Here is a 17,925-nt window from a genome sequence, read left to right on the forward strand (position 1 = left end):
AAAAATCAATATAAAACACATCATCGGTAACCCACTTATCAATCGGATCATAATCAGTTCAGTCAGATCGGGTACTGACAATAAAATTACCAGAGTTGTAACGCATAAACCATCAGGGAAAATCCCCATGCTCTTTTAAAATTCCATTTTCTAATAATACTTCGCTTAAATTCCTTCTATTCAATATCCCTAAAACAAATAAGAAGCGGTCACCTTAGCAACCGCTGAATGAAACCTAACGTCTATTTGTTCAACTTTTCGAATGCATAACCAAGCTGCAAAACATCACTGTCTTCATTACGTAACCCCATAAATGAAATACCCACTGGCATATTTGCTGTAATTCGCCCAGCAGGAACTGTCACTTCAGGATAACCAGAGATTGAAGCCATGCGAGTTGCTAAAAAGCCACTTTTCATATGACAAACATAGGTTAGATCTTTTTTACCATATGCCGGAGATGCCGGACAACTGGTAGTAGCAAACACCAGGGCATCAAGGCCACTTTCTTTGAATCGGTCATTAATCACTTGAGTCACTGCAGGAATTTTCCGCGTCAGCACCTGAATATATTTAGGTGAAGAGCTTGGGCTATGAAAGTTTTTCACTAAACCTTTATAACGACCAGGATTGATGACTTTCTTGCCGTTATCAGTCTTTTTAGCAAGAATTTTCATAAACTCTGCCATGGTATGCGGTTCACCTTTAGCAAGATTAGCCAGATAGGCATTAAACTGCGGTTTGAACTCTTCCATCCCCACTGGAGCCATAACATCCCCATAGAGGTTATCAAAAGATTTTGGCATAGTAATTGGCACAATGTGTGCCCCTGCCTTTTTCATTTTGGCAACAGCCGCATCGATTCGCTGATTCACTTCTTTATTGCCTTCTCTGAAGTTGGTCAACACCCCAATCGTTTTACCTTTAAATGATGCAGATTTTAGATCCTGATAGAACGAATGAGATGGACGATGCGCAAATTTAGTCGCTGCATCTTTAGGGTCTTCACCTTTCATTACATCTACAACAATTGCCTGATCGGTCACATTGGAGGTAATAACCCCAGCCGTATCAAAACTCAGAGAAAGAGGGATAATACCGCTTCGACTAGTTAGGCCCAAGGTCGGTCTCAAACCAACGGTGCCAGTCACTGCCGCTGGTCCACGAATCGAACCACTGGTATCGGTTCCCAATGCAAAAGGCGCTAAATGAGCTGCAACCGCAGATGCTGAGCCACTACTAGAACCAGACGAATTACGCAGCAAATTGGATGGGTTCAGCGTCAGTCCGCCTACTGAGCTATACCCAGGACGGCCAAACGATGAGGCCAACTCAGACATATTCGTTTTAGCCAGCAGAATCGCACCGTCATCAAGCAATTTCTGTATAACAAATGCATTAGTTTTAGGCACCGAATCCGCTAAAGCAAGAGAGCCGCCAGTAGTTAGTATCCCCTTGGTATTATAATTATCTTTAGCCATAAATGGGATACCCCCTACAGACATGTGACCTGCTGGTGCTTTCTTATGATGGGCATCCCAGGCACGCGCTTGTTCCAGAGCTTTAGGGTTAATCGTAATTACTGCATTAATCGATTTATTCTTTTGCTTTATTTCATCCAAATAAGCCTGAACTATTTCTTCGGAAGTTAGTTTTTTATTATCTAGAGCTGCACGTAATTGGGGTATATGCATCGTCACAATATCTTTTTGAGCTATATTTGCAAACGATGAAAATGAAGTAGATAAGGCTAAAAAGCCTATTGTGGTAATAAATGGTGAACTTTTAATATGAAACATTAATTAACCTCTTTATATAATTAAAAACTAAGATCGGTAAATAAAATTGTTTACTACTTTATAGTTCACTTAATGTAGTCACACCGACTCATTAAGAGATATGACCAGTCTGAAAGTAGATCAGCCAAATTTGATATTTTGTTATAAAAATTAGATCTTATTTCACTTCAATATTTAGGAATCTAATTCTTCATCTATTTTCAGAGATACTAGCTCACCAAGAGTTATCGGCTTCAAAGGAGGTCGAATTCGATAGAAATCATTTTCATTGACCTGTCGTTTCTGTTCTGTCGCTATGATATTTGCAATCGTATATCCACACTGACGACCCTGACATGGCCCCATGCCCGCTCTGGTAAATGCTTTTAGTTGGTTAATACCTGGTGAAGCCATGGAGGCAACTCGACGAATATCACCTACTGTAATCTCTTCACAACGACACACTACTGTCTCATCAGAAGGAAAAATAAGTCTCTGAGGTGGTGGATAAAGTGCATCTAACATAGGTCGTATACTCAGCAAATTTTTTAGTTTTTTTCGTAAAGGGCTCACCAGAGCATCAGCGCTTTTCTGCTCCAAAAGTCCGATTCTCATAGCAATGCCTAAAGCGACGATTTCACCTCGGACACAAGCGGCCTGCCCTCCACCAATTCCGGCACCGTCTCCAGCAACCGATATGCCAGCAAGGCTACTTGCTCCCCATGAATCGAGCGAAGGAACTAAGCAACTTTGCTGATGACTCCAGTGATGTTTTAAGCCCAGAGATTGAGTCATATGAATAGAGGGAACAACGCCCTCGTGTACGAGTAGCGCATTGGCTCGGACACGTTTAGTCAATCCATTAGCTAACGTATATTCGAGCTCATGAAGCCGCCCTTCGCCGTATGCATGAAAAGATTTCACGCCGCGAATACGCTTGGTCCCTGAGCGTTTTATCTGGTTCAACCAAAGCAGTCCCTTTAAAACGTCTTTTCTGCCTTTAAACACAGATTTAAACCACCGAAGAGTTCGCAACCATTCTCCTGGGGCACTAGTGTCTAACCAGCCTTCAATCTCTCCGCCTACTTTAATAACTTGGGCCATATAAAGAATGAGTAAAGGACCACTTCCTGCCACCCAAGTTGGCCCTTGCGGGATCTGTCGCGAATCTTTCAACAGAAGCTGTGCTCCCCCAACGGGCATAACGCCAGGAAGGGTCCATCCAGGAAACGGCGCCGGTCTTTCCAACGCTCCTGTTGCCACAATAATTTCTTTTGCTTTGACAGATTCGACCTCACCATCTCGGCGCAGAAGTACTCGCAAAGATGGATCTATCTGCCAAACCTGTGTGTTGGGTTCATAAGTTGCTCCGCTGCCACGAAATAGTGAAGCCACTGATTCACCTGATTCATATTCTTTTCCTAAAACGTGGGCTAAGGACGTTCCAGCAATCGACTCAACTCTGTGCCAGAGTTTTCCGCCAGGTTCTGGTTGTTCATCGACGACAAGAACTGATAAATCAAACGTTCTCAGCTTAATGGCTGCGCTCATTCCAGCGGGTCCCGCCCCCACAATGACAACATCAAATTTGCGGTTCATTTATTCATACTCCGACGTCCTAGTTGGCGTACAACTTTCATATTTTCTCTAACAGTGACTTGGCAAGTTTGCACAGATCCCTGACCATCGATCTCTGCCAAACAGTCAAAACAAACACCCATCATGCAGTATGGCGCTCGCTTACTCATATTTACGGGCGTAGTCCGGCTCATAAGCATATTTTGACGAAGCAGTACTGCCGCAACAGTTTCGCCAGATTCGGCTTCTACTGCCTCGCCATCAATATAAATAATTACTTTTGCAATACTTTCTGAGTGCTTAAGCTTCCTAAACATGAAACCGCCTATAGTGAAAAGGTGAAAGGCTTGCTGGATAAGGCTCGTCTGACGCAATGACCTCTGCATATTGCCTTGCATGAAAAGACGCAAGTGTCACACCGGAATGGCACACTGCAATATGTGCTCCCGGATATTCAACAGAAGATGCATAAACAGGGCTTCCATCTGGCGTCATGATGCGCAGAGCTGACCATTGTCGAACAACGTTTGCCCCTGCGAGTACAGGTAAAGTTTTTATGGCTCTAGCAGCCATACTGTTTGCGCCAGCAAAGGTAGTGGAGATATCTTTGCCCACATCTTCGTGCGTTGCTCCTATCATCACAGTACCTTCTGCACTTTGACGCAGCTCCCCGCTGGGCAGAGGTAATATGGGCGCGAGTCTCTCTGTAACCAACAATTGTCCGCGCTGAGGTTTAACCGGTGCATGCAGACCAACCATTGGAGCAAGTTCCACATTGCCTAAGCCTGATGCCAGCAGGACCTTTTCACAACGAAACTGCGCATATTGCGTTATAACGTCAAAACCTCCGCCCTGAAGAGGAGATATTCGTTTTACTCGGCTATTCGATCGAATTTCGCCACCACGCATAAGGAATGATTTGTGCAGAGCACAAAGAAGATGCAAAGGGTTAACATGTCCATCATTTGCTGCAAAACATGCACCGACAACATCTCGCCCCAGTTGAAGAGAAGGAAACCGCAACTCTAACTCGCTGCGGCGCAGCATTTGAACTGGACTTTTGAGCTCAGGTATCTGCGCGTTCCATTGCGCCATCTCAAGAGAAAAATTGGTATATTCTTCTTCGCTCAGACAAAATTCTAATCCTCCTTTATTTTCATAATTGATAAGGACCTCACTTTCATCTTCCAATTCTCGGGCAAAAGATGGCCACTGTGAAACGGCCTTAATTGAGAGGCGCTGGTAATTGGGATCTCCTAGGCCTTTTCCAGCCGACCAAACTAAGCCAAAATTTGCCTTTGCCGCTCTATGGTCCGTATCCTCTGCATCTAGCATAAGAATACGCAGTGGTAGTTTTGACAGCCCCCAGGCTATAGCCGCACCAGTCATACCAGCACCGACAACTATCAGGTCATAATCATGTTGCGTCATCTTGAATTCCTACCAGCTAACCAAGAATAAATAATTCATCTTATTGTCAATACTTAACCGATAACTCTGCTGATGGCTAATTACAGCTACCGCATATTTATGCCTTTAAAATTTCTTAGACCAGAGTTTATAGTTCAGCTATTTATTTGAATGTAACAAGTCGGAACCACATGATATTCATCGAACCGACAATATTATTTAATTCCAATAAAACCGTGATAAGCGTCAGAATTCAAATTAGTTATGGATAGTCTTTCATGCGTAAATATTATACTGTAGAAAATGCTTGTTATGTTCTCAGAGAATTCGAAGAAAATAACAAAAAATGGATATTAAAATTAGATACTTTAATACAGTTCACGCCGTTAAAAGTGAATCATCAACCTTTTTTATCTCAATGGTAGTTTTCCAAAACATCCTCATATAATATTTACTCATTCTTGGCATCTCTTTTTTTATTTTTCATCAAGCATAATCCATTGCAATACTGAGTAACGATTAGTAACAATCAACTCCCTAATTACAAATAGTATGAATGAAAGTTGTTCTCGATAAATACATACACAGGATATCCTCTTATAGGGATGAGGAATTATAAAGTTCACCAAACTGGTTCAACATTGTTATTTACCATGGAAGATCATAATCATGAAACTTGCTATTATTACTCTCTTTTCTGCAGCTGTGTTTTCTGCTCAGCCCATTTATGCAGCTAACAATACGATTCACATTGCTACTGAAGGAGCTTACAAACCTTGGTCATTTGTTAATGGAAAAGGTAATCTAGATGGTTTTGAAATTGATTTTGTGAATGCTTTATGCTCACGAATAAAAGCCAATTGCAAGATTACAGCCCAGAACTGGGACGGATTAATCCCATCACTAAATTCAGGCAAATTTGACGCAATTGTAGCGGCCATGTCAATAACCCCTAAGCGTCAAAAAGTAATCAGCTTTTCTGAAGCTTATGCCGCCTCTCCGAATACGTTTATGGTACTCAAAGAAGGTCCCCTTTCTGACATGAATTCGACAGGTAAAACAATAAATCTTGTTGGTAATAAGGTGAAAGTAGCGAAAGAGTTAGCCCTTTTGTCCAAGCAGTTAAAGGGCAAAACTATAGGGGTTCAGGGATCAACAACAGCATCTTCTTTCGTTCACAACAAACTCAAAGGTGTGAATGTGCGAGAATACAAAACGTTCGATGACTCTGAACTCGATTTACTTGCCGGACGTATTGATGCAATCATCGCAAATATTACGGTATTGAACGATTCATTGACGCGAAAAGACGCTAAAATCGCAAAAATTTCCGGCCCAATTCTACAGGGCGCCCCTTTCAACTCCGTTGCTATAGGGCTTCGCAAGGACGATGCTCAACTAAAATCTCGTTTAAATTCTGGTATTAAATCACTGCGTGAAGATGGAACGATTAAAAAGCTTAGTGAAAAATGGTTCGGTGTTGATATTACGCCCAAATCCTGATCAGCAATATGTCCAATTAGCTGGCTCATTGCGAGTGAACTTAGAATTTGACAGAGCAAATATAAAATGGCCGGTCATACCGGTCTTCTTCATCAAATGACTAACAAATTCGCAAGTGAGTACTAATAAGAATTGGGCCTATCTCCATGATAAGTAGTGATGAGGTGATATAACCCATGCGATAGAAAAAGCTATTCAGGACCAAGTTACTCGTTCGGTAAATGCAGCTCTTCTTGCAAAAAATCCCAGAATCCTTCAGCAAATTCTGTGGTTAAGTCGCCTTGTTGGGATTCTTCGGAACTAAGCTCGGTAAAACCAGCTTCGAGAGGCGGTGTAAATCGCCTTAAAGATAGCCCTCTGGCGAGAAATTCCGTAGCTGCGAAATGGTCAATAACTGCAACCCCTGCTCCACCAAGGACAATTGAACAGGCAGTCAATGATTGATTAGTTTCAATCATCGATGTTCTCTCAATTCCTTCGAGCATCAAACTAAGTCTTTTTGAATATGTCGAACCAGGATCCACATCAATAACACTTTCACCAATAAGATCGTCTCGAGTCAGCTCTTTTTTTTCATTCAGGCGATGGTTTGCAGGAAGCACAACCACCGCATCGATGGACCGATGGCGACAGCGCATCCCTGTCCTGTTAAATTGAAAATCAACATATCCAAGTTCAGCGTCGCCACTCGCAACTTTCTCTATAACAGTTGCTGAAGAGGCAGCATTTAGAGAAACTTGCAAACCTTTTCGCTCTCGTAAAAAACTACCCAGATACCGTGCCAACATTCCAGATGCTAACGCTGGCATAGCATAAATTCGCAGTGTTCCTGCAAAGTTCCGACCTATATCTTGAGCCGCGCGTGCGATCCTATCTAGTCCAACGAACGAATTTTGAACCTCTCGCATCAATGTAAATGCGGCAGAAGTAGGGAGTAGACGGTTACCTCGGCGCTCGAAAAGATGAAGCCCAGTTGCCCGTTCAAAATCGGCTATAAGTCGGCTGACCGCTGGTTGAGTAACGAACAAAAGCTCAGCAGCTGCAGTAATTTGACCAGTCAACATAACAGCCCGAAAGGCCTCAACCTGCCTGAGATTAAGTCGGTGTGATTGATACATAACATCTCCTTATGTCAAATTGATATTAAACAGTTAAAAGCCATAAATCTAGATTCTCACGCTAACAACGCACATAAAATAAAACAACCTAACGGTGTAAATAGCATAGGAAAATTATATTCAACCTAATAATTCATCCAGTTTATTTAGTTTTTAATTGATAAAACCAAGCATAATATTTTGTAATGATAGAGTGAGTAATTTTGATTTTTCATCTCTCGTTTCCATTGCAACACTGTGGGTATATTGAATGAACATATCTGCAATGGGGAGGTTGAGTTATGTCGTTGTCTGAACTTTTCACGTTTGGTAACGGTGGCTGGAGTTATTTACTACTGAATGCGCTGATGACCACTCTTTGGCTCTCTATCTCAGGCATGTGTCTTGGAGTATTGTTTGGCATCTGTGGCGCCCTTTCCGCTCTTTCAAGCATTGGTGTATTGCGATTTGTCACCCAAGTTTACACAACCGTTATGAGAGGTGTTCCAGATCTGCTCGTGGTTTACCTTTTTTACTTTGGGTCATCCAGTGCCCTAACAGCCATCGCCCATTTTTTCGGGGCTCAGGGATTTGTTGGTGCACCTGAATTTACTATCGGCGTTTTTGCACTAGCAATTGTGGCTGGAGCCTATCTTACGGAAGTTTTTCGAGGGGCAGTTCAGGCTATTGATAAAGGTGAAATAGAGGCAGCTCTAGCTTTTGGTATGCGCCTTCCACAAAGAATACGACGAATTGTACTCCCCTTGGCTATCCGCCATGCCTTATCTGGTATGAGTAATGTATGGCAAATGGTCTTAAAAGAAACGGCATTGATGTCAGTTATCGGTCTGGTTGAACTTATGCGCCAATCACAGATAGCTGGAGGTTCTACGCATAAGTATTTTACATTCTATCTGACAGCAGCACTTCTATACTTTGCTATCTCCTGGATATCAGGACGTTGCTTTGCCTTTGCAGAAAAATGCTCGATGCGCTCCATTAACTTCGGTTCAGGACAATAATTATGCTAGATGAAGCTAGTTTCTTATATGAAATGTTTGTGCGTCTATTACCAGGAATACCTTTAACGTTGCAACTGGCGGTGACATCAATTGTATTGGGCGGTTGTCTTGGGCTGATGCTTGCACTTATGCGCTCTAGCAGCTGGATGGTTTTAGATTATTTATCGCGAAGCTATATTGCCCTATTTAGAGGAACGCCCTTATTAGTCCAAATTTATCTCATATATTACGGTCTGAGTCAGTTTCCTGAACTTCGCTCTAGTATATTTTGGCCACTTCTACGCCAGCCATGGTGGTGTGCAGTTTTCGCAATGTCGCTTAACACTGCAGCTTACGTAGCTGAAGTCATTCGCGGCTCTATCCTTAATGTACCCAAAGGTCAAATAGAAGCCGCTAGGTCTTATGGAATGACAACAGCGCTTATGTATCGCCGAGTCATAATTCCTCAAGCGTTGGTTCGTATGCTGCCAGCTTATGGTAATGAGATAATTTTAATGATCAAGGCTACAGCTCTAGCTTCAACTATTACCTTAATGGAAGTGACAGGACTAGCTGCACAGGCTATTTCAGAAACCTATCGTCCTATAGAGATTTTTGCCGTGGCAGGCATAATTTATCTTGGATTGAATTTTCTAATGGTCTGCATTATTCGACAGCTTGAGAGAAAAACCTCTCAAGAAACATATGTAGCACAACAATCGTTTAAACGTAGCTATTTTTAATACTGTTATACCAACAAATCCTACGTAGGGATTATATTTAACCGCCACATTAACATGTACTAATTAGACAATTTTCAAATTGAATTTTGATATTAAGGTTGGATGTTAAAGGTAGCAAAAATGAAATTTTCATATCTAACAGTGAATAAATTTAATTTCTAGATTAAGCCTAGAAGCTCTTCATCAAAGATAAGCACAGCATTTACTGAATTTATTTTTTCGAGAATTTTAATATGTCACAAAACAAATTAGTTATAACTGAGCTACATAAAAAATATGGCGAACATGAAGTTCTTAAAGGCATATCTCTCAGCGCCAATTCTGGAGATGTAATATGTATAATTGGGTCATCTGGTTCGGGGAAAAGCACCTTTCTACGTTGTATCAATTTCCTAGAAAGGCCTTGTAAAGGAACTATCCATATCGGTAATAAAGCTGTAGAGCTAGTGCAAGATAAAGATGGTGAGCTAAGGGTATCTGATAAAAATCGTTTGCAATTACTGAGAACTCAGCTTGCTATGGTTTTTCAGGGATTCAATTTATGGAGCCATAGAACTGTGTTAGAAAATGTTATGGAATGTCCAATCCATGTTCTGAAGATGAAAAAAGAAGAAGCAAAAAAACAGGCCATCATTTATTTGAACAAAGTAAATATAAACGAACAGGTTTTTAATCGCTACCCTTCTCAACTTTCCGGTGGACAACAACAACGTGTTGCAATAGCCAGAGCACTAGCAATGGAGCCCGAAGTTCTGCTGTTTGATGAACCTACCTCTGCGCTAGATCCTGAACTAGTGGGTGAAGTTCTTAAAATTATGCAACAACTAGCTGAAGAGGGAAAAACAATGATAGTGGTAACGCATGAGATGGAATTCGCTCGTAACGTTTCGAACAAAGTTATTTTTCTACATCAAGGGAAAATTGAAGAGCAAGGCTCACCTCAAGATCTATTTGATAATCCAAAAAGCCCTCGCCTACAGCAATTTTTATCAGGTTCATTAAAATAAAAACCAATTGTTCGGCTCTAATTGATTGGATAATTTAATCAGGTGAACAGGCTATTTCTAAATTTAATTAAGCATTTATACAGCAAAACTAAACAGGCCAGAGCTTATTGCCCTGGCCTGATGTTTTGTATGCATTCACGCTTTAAAGTATTAAAACTCGTAGCTTAACTTCGCCTGCAGGTAACGTGGTTCACCCGCATAGATAGCGGTTGCACTTTTTGCAGCGCTGTAATAAGTCTTATCAAAGAGGTTTTTAAGGCTCACATCCAACGTTGTATGCGTATTTAATTTAAAGCTGCTGTTTAAATCAAAGGTTGCATAACCAGGCAAGCGCAATTCGTTATCTGTACTGCCATAACTATGGGTCTGAGCTCTGGCAGTTGCTCCCATCTGCCAACTTTCATTAACCTGATATGAGCCAGTTAGTGCAACCCGGTGATGCGGCGCATTGATAAACTGATTGCCTTTATCTGAATCGGAGCTTTGATCGCCTTCTAACACTTTGGTATCAAGGTAGGTATACGACGAATAGAGCGACAAATCATCGGTTGCTGCAATTTTGAATGAAACTTCAGCGCCCTGGCTACGAACCTTACCTAATGCGGCGTCATCGCCTGAACTATCTTCGACAATGACGTTTTTCTTAACAATGTGGAACAAGTTAATATCGGCACTCCAATTACTATCGGGAGTGAAATGCAGACCTGTTTCGTATTGCTCACCCTTAGTTGGGTCAAAAGTATTGCCGTCAGCATCAGTTTTTTGCAAGCTGCTCGTCTCATAAGACTGGGTGTAGCCAAGGTGCCAACGAACGGTTGGGTTAAACTGATAACTCAAGCCTGCACTCGGCGTCCAGTAATTTTCGTGAGTCGTATCATCGCTTGAAGAAGAAGTGGTCTTAACTGATAGTGCCCGATGCTGCCAATCAATCCGGCTACCCAGTTCTAAGCTCAACCGTTCAGTGAGCTCTAAGATATCTTGCGCATATAAACTATAGGTATCGTAGGTAAAAATTCGATCGGAGCCTGGCGAGTTTGAAACTGAGTCGGTATCGACATAACTAAATGACGGTGAATAAACCGAAACAGTGAGGCTTGAATCGTTTTTACCCCAGTTTAAGCGATTAAAGTCATTACGTGTATGCGCCCAGCCAAAACCTAATGTCAGGTCATGCTTAATCGCGCCGGTTGTCACTTGGCCAGTAAAATAGCTATCCAATTGATGATTTAACTGGTGGTTCAAAGGATGACGATAGCGCCGAGTCACTTCAGTATCACTGACACTGCTCACGTCAAAATTAGCTCGCTCATCTCGATGCCAAACACTGCGCCAGCGCGTGGTATTTTGCCAACCAGAGGCAAGGTCACGTTGATAGGTTAACGTCGCAGAAACGCCCTGATCCGTTGCCTGATTTTGCGGCCCATAATAGTTCGTAGAAATTGCAGCAACTTTACTAATATCGCTATCCGGGGCGACCAAAGCCGATGCATAGTTATAGCTGTATCGAGTTAACTCAAACTGAGCGGTCAATGACTGTTTGTCATCAGGCTGCCAAGTCAGCATCGGTGTTAGGTAATAACCATGGGTATTTTGGTAATCAGCAAAGCCGCTATCACCTTTGTAATCACCGATCACTCGATATAAGAAAGTTTGGTCATCATTCATAGCGCCCGTACTATCAAATGCGATATGACGCGCACCAATCCACTGGTCTGTTTGGCTACTTAAATAACTGCCGCCTTCAATTTCAACCTTATGATAACTTTGCGCTTGAGGCTTTTTGGTCACAATGTTAAGAGTACCGCCTACAGGTTGGCTGCCGTACAGCATTGAGCCTGCACCTTTAAGAACATCAACATGATCCACTGCAATCATCGGGATCTGATTATCTTTTAAGGCCCACGCATTCATCCCATCGATTTTGACACTGTCGCGACTCAGCGCAAATCCTCGAGATGTATAGCTATAACTATTGGTGCCACTGGCTTGAATGCCGGGTAACAGTGAGATCGCATCAGAAAGTTCCTGCGGCTGAGAATTATCTATCTCAGCAGAGGTGAGCTGATCAACAGTTACACTTTGTTTATTCGTGCCAGCAGCAGTCTTAGTGGTTGTTTTAGTTGAATTAGCAGAAACATTCACAGTATCTAATTCAACTTGGTTATCGGCAGCATAGGCGCTAGAAATTGCCCCAATACAGGCTATCGCAACAACTGAAAGGCGAAAAACGGGCGACATGAAAATCCTTATTCGTAAATGTAAACGATTCGCATTGTATTTTTATTACATCACGAATACAACTTATCCCCGCTAATAACTTATACGTAAATAAAAATAGCTCTCAATTTCATTTAAATTATTTGCATAATTGGGCTAAGATAATGCCCTTTTACAGAAGTTAGTCTCTCAAATGCGCCATATCCGCCCTATTATCTGGATCGCTGGATTGTTTTTTTTACTCGTTAGTTCAGTCAGTTGGGCTCATCCACTACGAGTTGTCGCATTAGAATTTTCATTTGCCGAAGATCTCACCGCAATAGGGATCCATCCGGTAGGAATTGCCGATGATGGTCGCCCAGAGCAACTCATCGATTTGTTAAAAAAATTCCCCTATCAGTCTGTTGGAAGCCGCGCCCAACCCAACATCGAGGCAATCGCTGCTTTAAAACCTGATTTAATCATCGCCGATCGTGACCGGCATCAACTCATTAGCGATCAACTTCAAGCTATTGCGCCAACACTACTATTAAGCTCAAAGCGAACCAGTTATTCCCAAAGCCTTAAAGTTGCCCAGAAGATTGCCCAAGCAGTTGCAAAAACGGCCCAGATGAATAAACGGATTGCAAAACAAACTCGCTATTTCTCTTCGTTAAAATCAAAGCTTAGAAGCTGCCAACAGCAACGCATACTCTTTGTGATTTCTCGCGCAAGCTCTTTGTATGCGCACGCAGCCGATTCATTTGTCGGTAGCATCTTTGAGCAATTAGGTTTTGTCAGTGCAGCCACGGGCTTTACTAATGACCAACCGAGCCGGCAGATCAATATCGAACAATTATTATGGATTAATCCGGATATTATCGTACTTGGTAAATATGGGCGCTTTGCACTTTCAAAGATTTGGCAACATGACCTACTATGGCATGCACTTAAAGCAGTTAAAGAGCACCACGTTTATTCTGTTCAAGCCAATATTTGGGTGAAAGGCCGAGGGTTACTAAGTGCAGAGCAGATGGCGACCCATTTGACGAATCAATTAACTGGAGCATGCTCATGAGCCGCTTTGGTTATATCGCGTTGTTTTTAATGGCAACCATTCTATTTTCAGGCTGGATTGCAACTACCCAATTATCACTGATATCCATTAACTCTCACGAGCTCTGGCAGTTTTTAACTACTTTGCATACGCATGATATGGGAGAACTAGTCATTGCCCAACTTCTCCTGCCCCGTTTTATTATGGCGATATTGGTTGGCGGTGCTCTTGCCTGCTCAGGCTGTACTATGCAGGCACTAACAGCGAACCCACTTGCGTCACCAAGCCTATTTGGGGTCAACGCTGGTGCGGCATTAGGGCTGGTTATCGCAACGCTATTTGCCATTCCAATGCAATTTGGGGATGCACTTTTAAGTATTGTTGGAGCAGCTGTATGTTGGACGTTGGTGATGTTGATTGGCGCAGTGGGACGAACGAGTCAATTACGACTGATTCTTGCGGGGGTCATGGTCAGCACTTTCTGCGGGGCATTCACAAAAGCGCTATTGCTCTTTCACGAATCGAGCAGCCATAGCCTATTATCGCAATTAGCTGGCTCGCTCGCAGGAATACGTTGGCCAGTAGTGCAAGAGACCGCAATCATTGTTATCCCTCTGTGTATCTTGTTATGGGTACTTAGTCCACGCCTTAATTTGTTTGCACTGGGCCGAACACAGACGCAGTTATTAGGAATTGCGACCTGGCAATGGCAATTTATTTTTAGCTTAATCACTCTTATTTTGGTAGCGGTGATTGTCAGTCGTTGCGGCTATTTTGGATTTGTTGGGCTCATGGTTCCCCACTTAGCCAGGCGCTTAGTTGGGCATCGCCACCAAGTGCTCTTACCCACCGCTATGTTACTTGGTGCATCTTTGGTTTGCTGGGCAGACCTTCTTGCCCGCAGCGTTAACTTTCCAACCGAAACGCCAGCTGGCGCAGTGCTGGCCCTTATCGGTGCGCCATTTTTTCTCTATTTGGTGCGACGCCAATGAAAGATTTGTCATTAAAGCTACTCATATTAACCGCCGTAATTGCCATGTTGCTCATTGTTAGCATTCGCATAGGATATGCGCCCGCCGGGGCTTGGAATAGCTGGAATATGGTCGTTAGTCAGCGTCTTGCTCGGGCCTTAATTGCGATTTGTGTGGGTGCGTTGTTAGCCATTAGCGGCGTATTAACTCAGACAACGGTGCAAAACCCGCTTGCCTCACCAGATATCCTTGGCATTAGCCACGCCGGGGCATTAGCTGCGGTTTTAACGCTGACTCGTTTTCCGTCATTTCCGATGGCTTCGCTACCTTGGGTCACTTTAACTGGGTCACTCGTCGGCGCACTAGCGCTAAAGCTTTGCATGGGCAAACGAGAAAATCCGATTTACATTGCAACGATTGGGATTGCTCTGTCAGCTTGGTTTGCAGCCATCACCGAATACCTATTATTGAGCCGTGCTGATACCACCTCAAATGCCCTATTGTGGCTAACTGGAAGCCTTTGGGGTCGCAGCTGGAATACGCTATTGTGGCTATGGCCTGCACTTATCGTACTGATGATTGCAGGCGTATTTCGTCAGCGCTTTAATCTACTCTTAGTTGGCCACGCTCAAGCCCATTGCCTGGGCTCAAATCCCAAACATATTCAATATATTGCATTAGGATGCGCAGTCTTGTTCACGGCCTTAAGTGTGGCGGTTTGTGGGCCATTGGGATTTATTGGCTTGGTTGCGCCGCACATTGCAAGACGACTGTTTGGCGGGCGTCATCAATGGCTGATGCCAGGAGCTGCGCTAGTTGGTGCGCTGTTGTTACTAGTTGCAGACTTGGTTGGGCGGACCCTTCTCATGCCGGTTGAAATTCCAGCGGGAGTTCTCACTGCCCTGTGCGGAGCACCTTATTTCCTTTGGTTATTGTTAAGAAAAGAGTGTCGTTAATATGTTATCGCTAGAAAACGTCAGTGCTGGGTATAAAAATACACCGATTGTGAATGAGATATCGATTGAGTTTAAACCCGGTAAAGTTTATGCCTTACTCGGGCCAAATGGATGCGGAAAATCGACACTGTTAAAAACGATAGCACAACTGCAACCGACGCTTACTGGACAAATTAACTATCAAGGCCAATCGATAAGTTCCTTGAACAATCGACACAGGGCCAAAATACTAGCGATGCTCAGCCAGCATAATCCAATTCCAGAGGGAATTAGCGTTCGCCAATTAGTCGAGTTTGGCCGAACGCCACATCAGCGATTCTTCGCTAAAATGAAAAACTCTGATAAACGTATCATCGAGCAAAGTATGCAATGGTGTGAGCTCGACAAAGAGCTTTGTGACAAACCGCTGAGCGATTTATCTGGTGGGCAACGACAACGAGCATGGCTTGCCATGGCCCTAGCACAGCAAAGCCAATGTTTGTTGCTTGATGAACCGACAACTTATTTGGACTTAAAGCATCAAATCAAATTAATGCGCATTCTTAATGTATTAAAAGCTCAAGGCAAGACCATCATCTGTGTTTTACACGATCTTAACCAAGCGAGCCATTACTGCGACGAATTAGTCATTTTAAACAAGGCAAAACTTTATACTCAAGGGTCGCCTGAGGCAGTTATGACACCCGCAATGCTAAAAAATGTCTTTGAAATTGATGCAAAAATATCTCTCAATGAACACAACCATGCACCGATGATGATATTGCCTTAACCGAGTTTGCCTAGCACAATTTTGCGTTTGAATCTGAGTGATCTGAGTCAATAGATCAATTAATTTGTAAATTTATTGTCAGAAAAGATTCCTATTTCTTACCTCTTCACGCAAAATATCCATCTTGTAGGATGCTTAATGCTATTAAGCATTATGTTAGTTAAGTTGTAGTTGTAGAAGGAAGATTAAAAATATGAATCAGCAACTGTCTGGTGAGGCGATAAGCCCAGCCCAAATGACAGCTCAAGCCAAAGATTACGGTCACCAAAAGATTACCAAAGACCCTAAATCTTCGTTTTTGCTAGCCATTGCCGCAGGGATGTTCATTGCTCTGGCGTTTGTATTTTACACCACTGTCACTACCGGTAGCGGTAGCTCTGGGCTTGCCCATCTAGCCGGTGGCGTTGTATTTAGCATGGGCCTCATTTTAGTTGTATTATGTGGCACAGAACTTTTTACCAGCACTGTATTATCGCTGATCTCTCGAGTCAATAATGAGGTCTCGACCACAGCTTTACTGCGTTGTTGGGTACGAGTGTATCTCGGCAATATGATTGGTTCACTGTTCATCGTCTTACTGATGATGGGAGCTGGTACATATATGGGAAGTCATGGGCAATGGGGATTAAGTGCATTGCATCTGGCTGAACACAAAATCCATCACACATTTATCCAAGCATTTACGCTAGGAGTTTTATGTAACATGATGGTTTGTTTAGCTATTTGGTTAACTTTTGCAACTCGCAATCCATTGGCTAAAGCAATCTTGATGATTTTACCTGTGGCTATGTTTGTCGCTTCAGGTTTTGAGCACTGTGTTGCAAATATGTTTATGATCCCTATGGGAATTTCAATTCATTATTTTGCAGATGCAAGCTTTTGGCAAGCCATTGGTATGCATAGCCAGCAGTTTGCCGATTTAACTGTCAGTAACTTTATTGTTAACAACCTTATCCCCGTCACTTTAGGTAATATTGTAGGTGGGGCAGTTATCATTGGACTTGGTTTCTGGACTATTTTTAAATCAAAAGTTGTTAAATCCAATAGCCAAGAATCGACAGCAGCGGAACTAAGCTAAGACCCAGCTTAGAGTTTCGAAGCAAGGAGATTACATTATGTTACGCATCATTCAGAAAATGCCTATTCGCGACCTTATGAATGATAATCCGTTGACTCTTCGACCTTCCACAGGCCTTCATCGGGCGTTGGGATTATTGCTTGATCACCATGTTGTGGGAGCGCCAGTTGTAAGTGAAGATAATCAACTCATCGGTTTTGTCTCAGAGCAAGATATTTTGCGTGAGCTTTGGGCAAATGATTTTGAGTTTAATATTAATCATTGTATTGGGGATATCATGCGCGAGGAAATAGTAACTGTCTCGCCAAGTGAAACCATCGATGAACTTGCAGCTTATATGGTCTTTGACCCAAATAAACTGTTTGAAAATAAAGCTTCTAATCCAAACCGTATGCCGGGTAGTTTCGATGATGACTTAGAGCAAGCCCAAGTAATGCGTCCTAAGTTATATCCAGTGGTTGAAAACGGTTTTGTGCTAGGAACAATAGATCGTCAAACATTATTACAAGCCTTTCACCGTTTAGCCGCTCAACTGGAAGGTCAAAAAGCAACCGAGAATGTGTAACAATTGATAATCCAGACAGTTCAATACTCTTTCTAATTGAAGATGTATGAACGTCTAACAAAAGAGTGAATTGTTTTTCTTATTAAGTTAAATGATTCACTCTTTTTACTTGCAGTTAAAATATATTTATTTGATATAAGAAAATGTATCCAAAACTACCTTTAGCTGTCTATGCAGCGCTGGAACGAGTAGCGAAGTACAGCACTCTTATCTAAA

Annotated in this window: 16 protein-coding genes; 10 read left to right on the top strand and 6 right to left on the bottom strand. The window is 42.5% G+C overall.

The window, feature by feature from the left end; translation table 11 throughout:
* Window positions 1–242 precede the first annotated feature (242 nt).
* The 4 genes from ABTQ23_RS06445 to ABTQ23_RS06460 form a co-directional block, all read right to left on the bottom strand.
* Entirely contained in the window at window positions 243–1,799 is a 1,557-nt protein-coding gene (locus ABTQ23_RS06445) for an amidase (RefSeq protein ID WP_408614849.1), read from the bottom strand.
* A 174-nt stretch (window positions 1,800–1,973) separates the two neighbouring features.
* The gene (locus ABTQ23_RS06450; protein WP_408614850.1) at window positions 1,974–3,377 is read right to left on the bottom strand and encodes an FAD-dependent oxidoreductase; all 1,404 of its coding nucleotides are present in this window, start codon (window positions 3,375–3,377) and stop codon (window positions 1,974–1,976) included.
* Window positions 3,374–3,673 carry a (2Fe-2S)-binding protein gene (locus tag ABTQ23_RS06455; protein ID WP_408614851.1) on the bottom strand — a complete coding sequence of 100 codons (300 nt, stop codon included), beginning with the start codon at window positions 3,671–3,673 and terminating at the stop codon, window positions 3,374–3,376. Before ABTQ23_RS06455 ends, ABTQ23_RS06450 begins: the two co-directional genes overlap by 4 nt.
* A complete protein-coding gene (locus ABTQ23_RS06460; RefSeq protein WP_408614852.1) occupies window positions 3,666–4,787 on the bottom strand; it encodes an NAD(P)/FAD-dependent oxidoreductase in 1,122 nt (373 codons plus the stop codon). The genes ABTQ23_RS06455 and ABTQ23_RS06460 overlap by 8 nt, the downstream gene beginning before the upstream one ends.
* A 648-nt stretch (window positions 4,788–5,435) precedes the next feature.
* Here ABTQ23_RS06460 and ABTQ23_RS06465 point away from each other — a divergent pair.
* Window positions 5,436–6,269 (top strand): transporter substrate-binding domain-containing protein, encoded by an 834-nt coding sequence (locus tag ABTQ23_RS06465; protein WP_408614854.1) that lies wholly within the window; start codon window positions 5,436–5,438, stop codon window positions 6,267–6,269.
* 206 nt (window positions 6,270–6,475) lie between these two features.
* Here the strand turns inward: ABTQ23_RS06465 and ABTQ23_RS06470 are convergent, their stop codons facing one another.
* Window positions 6,476–7,387, bottom strand: a complete 912-nt coding sequence (locus tag ABTQ23_RS06470; RefSeq protein ID WP_408614855.1) for a LysR substrate-binding domain-containing protein — start codon at window positions 7,385–7,387, stop codon at window positions 6,476–6,478.
* 281 nt (window positions 7,388–7,668) lie between these two features.
* On the opposite strand from ABTQ23_RS06470, the gene ABTQ23_RS06475 reads away from it, so the two are divergent.
* From ABTQ23_RS06475 to hisP, 3 genes are all read left to right on the top strand, one after another.
* Window positions 7,669–8,388, top strand: a complete 720-nt coding sequence (locus tag ABTQ23_RS06475; RefSeq protein ID WP_408614856.1) for an ABC transporter permease — start codon at window positions 7,669–7,671, stop codon at window positions 8,386–8,388.
* A gap of 2 nt (window positions 8,389–8,390) precedes the next feature.
* Window positions 8,391–9,110, top strand: a complete 720-nt coding sequence (locus ABTQ23_RS06480) for an ABC transporter permease (RefSeq protein WP_408614857.1) — start codon at window positions 8,391–8,393, stop codon at window positions 9,108–9,110.
* A 233-nt stretch (window positions 9,111–9,343) separates the two neighbouring features.
* Window positions 9,344–10,117 carry a histidine ABC transporter ATP-binding protein HisP gene (hisP, locus tag ABTQ23_RS06485; protein ID WP_408614858.1) on the top strand — a complete coding sequence of 258 codons (774 nt, stop codon included), beginning with the start codon at window positions 9,344–9,346 and terminating at the stop codon, window positions 10,115–10,117.
* Window positions 10,118–10,267: 150 nt separating this feature from the next.
* Here the strand turns inward: hisP and ABTQ23_RS06490 are convergent, their stop codons facing one another.
* Window positions 10,268–12,355, bottom strand: a complete 2,088-nt coding sequence (locus ABTQ23_RS06490) for a TonB-dependent siderophore receptor (RefSeq protein ID WP_408614859.1) — start codon at window positions 12,353–12,355, stop codon at window positions 10,268–10,270.
* A gap of 172 nt (window positions 12,356–12,527) precedes the next feature.
* Here ABTQ23_RS06490 and ABTQ23_RS06495 point away from each other — a divergent pair, with 172 nt between their 5' ends.
* From ABTQ23_RS06495 to ABTQ23_RS06520, 6 genes are all read left to right on the top strand, one after another.
* Window positions 12,528–13,391, top strand: a complete 864-nt coding sequence (locus tag ABTQ23_RS06495; RefSeq protein WP_408614860.1) for an ABC transporter substrate-binding protein — start codon at window positions 12,528–12,530, stop codon at window positions 13,389–13,391.
* Window positions 13,388–14,362, top strand: coding sequence for a FecCD family ABC transporter permease (locus ABTQ23_RS06500; protein WP_408614861.1), 975 nt, complete (start codon window positions 13,388–13,390; stop codon window positions 14,360–14,362). Before ABTQ23_RS06495 ends, ABTQ23_RS06500 begins: the two co-directional genes overlap by 4 nt.
* Complete coding sequence (locus ABTQ23_RS06505; protein ID WP_408614862.1) at window positions 14,359–15,297, top strand: iron chelate uptake ABC transporter family permease subunit; 939 nt, start codon at window positions 14,359–14,361, stop codon at window positions 15,295–15,297. The genes ABTQ23_RS06500 and ABTQ23_RS06505 overlap by 4 nt, the downstream gene beginning before the upstream one ends.
* 1 nt (window position 15,298) lies before the next feature.
* A complete protein-coding gene (locus ABTQ23_RS06510; RefSeq protein WP_408614863.1) occupies window positions 15,299–16,066 on the top strand; it encodes an ABC transporter ATP-binding protein in 768 nt (255 codons plus the stop codon).
* Between the two features lie 193 nt (window positions 16,067–16,259).
* A complete protein-coding gene (gene focA / locus ABTQ23_RS06515; protein ID WP_408614864.1) occupies window positions 16,260–17,144 on the top strand; it encodes a formate transporter FocA in 885 nt (294 codons plus the stop codon).
* Between the two features lie 37 nt (window positions 17,145–17,181).
* Entirely contained in the window at window positions 17,182–17,709 is a 528-nt protein-coding gene (locus ABTQ23_RS06520) for a CBS domain-containing protein (protein WP_408614865.1), read from the top strand.
* The last annotated feature ends 216 nt before the right edge of the window (window positions 17,710–17,925 follow it).

Source organism: Celerinatantimonas sediminis (assembly GCF_046054195.1).
Lineage (GTDB): Bacteria > Pseudomonadota > Gammaproteobacteria > Enterobacterales > Celerinatantimonadaceae > Celerinatantimonas.

Coding starts and splice junctions, on each gene's coding strand:
- ABTQ23_RS06445 (WP_408614849.1), bottom strand. CDS start 1,799: ATGTTTCATATTAAAAGTTCACCATTTATTACCACAATAGGCTTTTTA.
- ABTQ23_RS06450 (WP_408614850.1), bottom strand. CDS start 3,377: ATGAACCGCAAATTTGATGTTGTCATTGTGGGGGCGGGACCCGCTGGA.
- ABTQ23_RS06455 (WP_408614851.1), bottom strand. CDS start 3,673: ATGTTTAGGAAGCTTAAGCACTCAGAAAGTATTGCAAAAGTAATTATT.
- ABTQ23_RS06460 (WP_408614852.1), bottom strand. CDS start 4,787: ATGACGCAACATGATTATGACCTGATAGTTGTCGGTGCTGGTATGACT.
- ABTQ23_RS06465 (WP_408614854.1), top strand. CDS start 5,436: ATGAAACTTGCTATTATTACTCTCTTTTCTGCAGCTGTGTTTTCTGCT.
- ABTQ23_RS06470 (WP_408614855.1), bottom strand. CDS start 7,387: ATGTATCAATCACACCGACTTAATCTCAGGCAGGTTGAGGCCTTTCGG.
- ABTQ23_RS06475 (WP_408614856.1), top strand. CDS start 7,669: ATGTCGTTGTCTGAACTTTTCACGTTTGGTAACGGTGGCTGGAGTTAT.
- ABTQ23_RS06480 (WP_408614857.1), top strand. CDS start 8,391: ATGCTAGATGAAGCTAGTTTCTTATATGAAATGTTTGTGCGTCTATTA.
- hisP (WP_408614858.1), top strand. CDS start 9,344: ATGTCACAAAACAAATTAGTTATAACTGAGCTACATAAAAAATATGGC.
- ABTQ23_RS06490 (WP_408614859.1), bottom strand. CDS start 12,355: ATGTCGCCCGTTTTTCGCCTTTCAGTTGTTGCGATAGCCTGTATTGGG.
- ABTQ23_RS06495 (WP_408614860.1), top strand. CDS start 12,528: ATGCGCCATATCCGCCCTATTATCTGGATCGCTGGATTGTTTTTTTTA.
- ABTQ23_RS06500 (WP_408614861.1), top strand. CDS start 13,388: ATGAGCCGCTTTGGTTATATCGCGTTGTTTTTAATGGCAACCATTCTA.
- ABTQ23_RS06505 (WP_408614862.1), top strand. CDS start 14,359: ATGAAAGATTTGTCATTAAAGCTACTCATATTAACCGCCGTAATTGCC.
- ABTQ23_RS06510 (WP_408614863.1), top strand. CDS start 15,299: ATGTTATCGCTAGAAAACGTCAGTGCTGGGTATAAAAATACACCGATT.
- focA (WP_408614864.1), top strand. CDS start 16,260: ATGAATCAGCAACTGTCTGGTGAGGCGATAAGCCCAGCCCAAATGACA.
- ABTQ23_RS06520 (WP_408614865.1), top strand. CDS start 17,182: ATGTTACGCATCATTCAGAAAATGCCTATTCGCGACCTTATGAATGAT.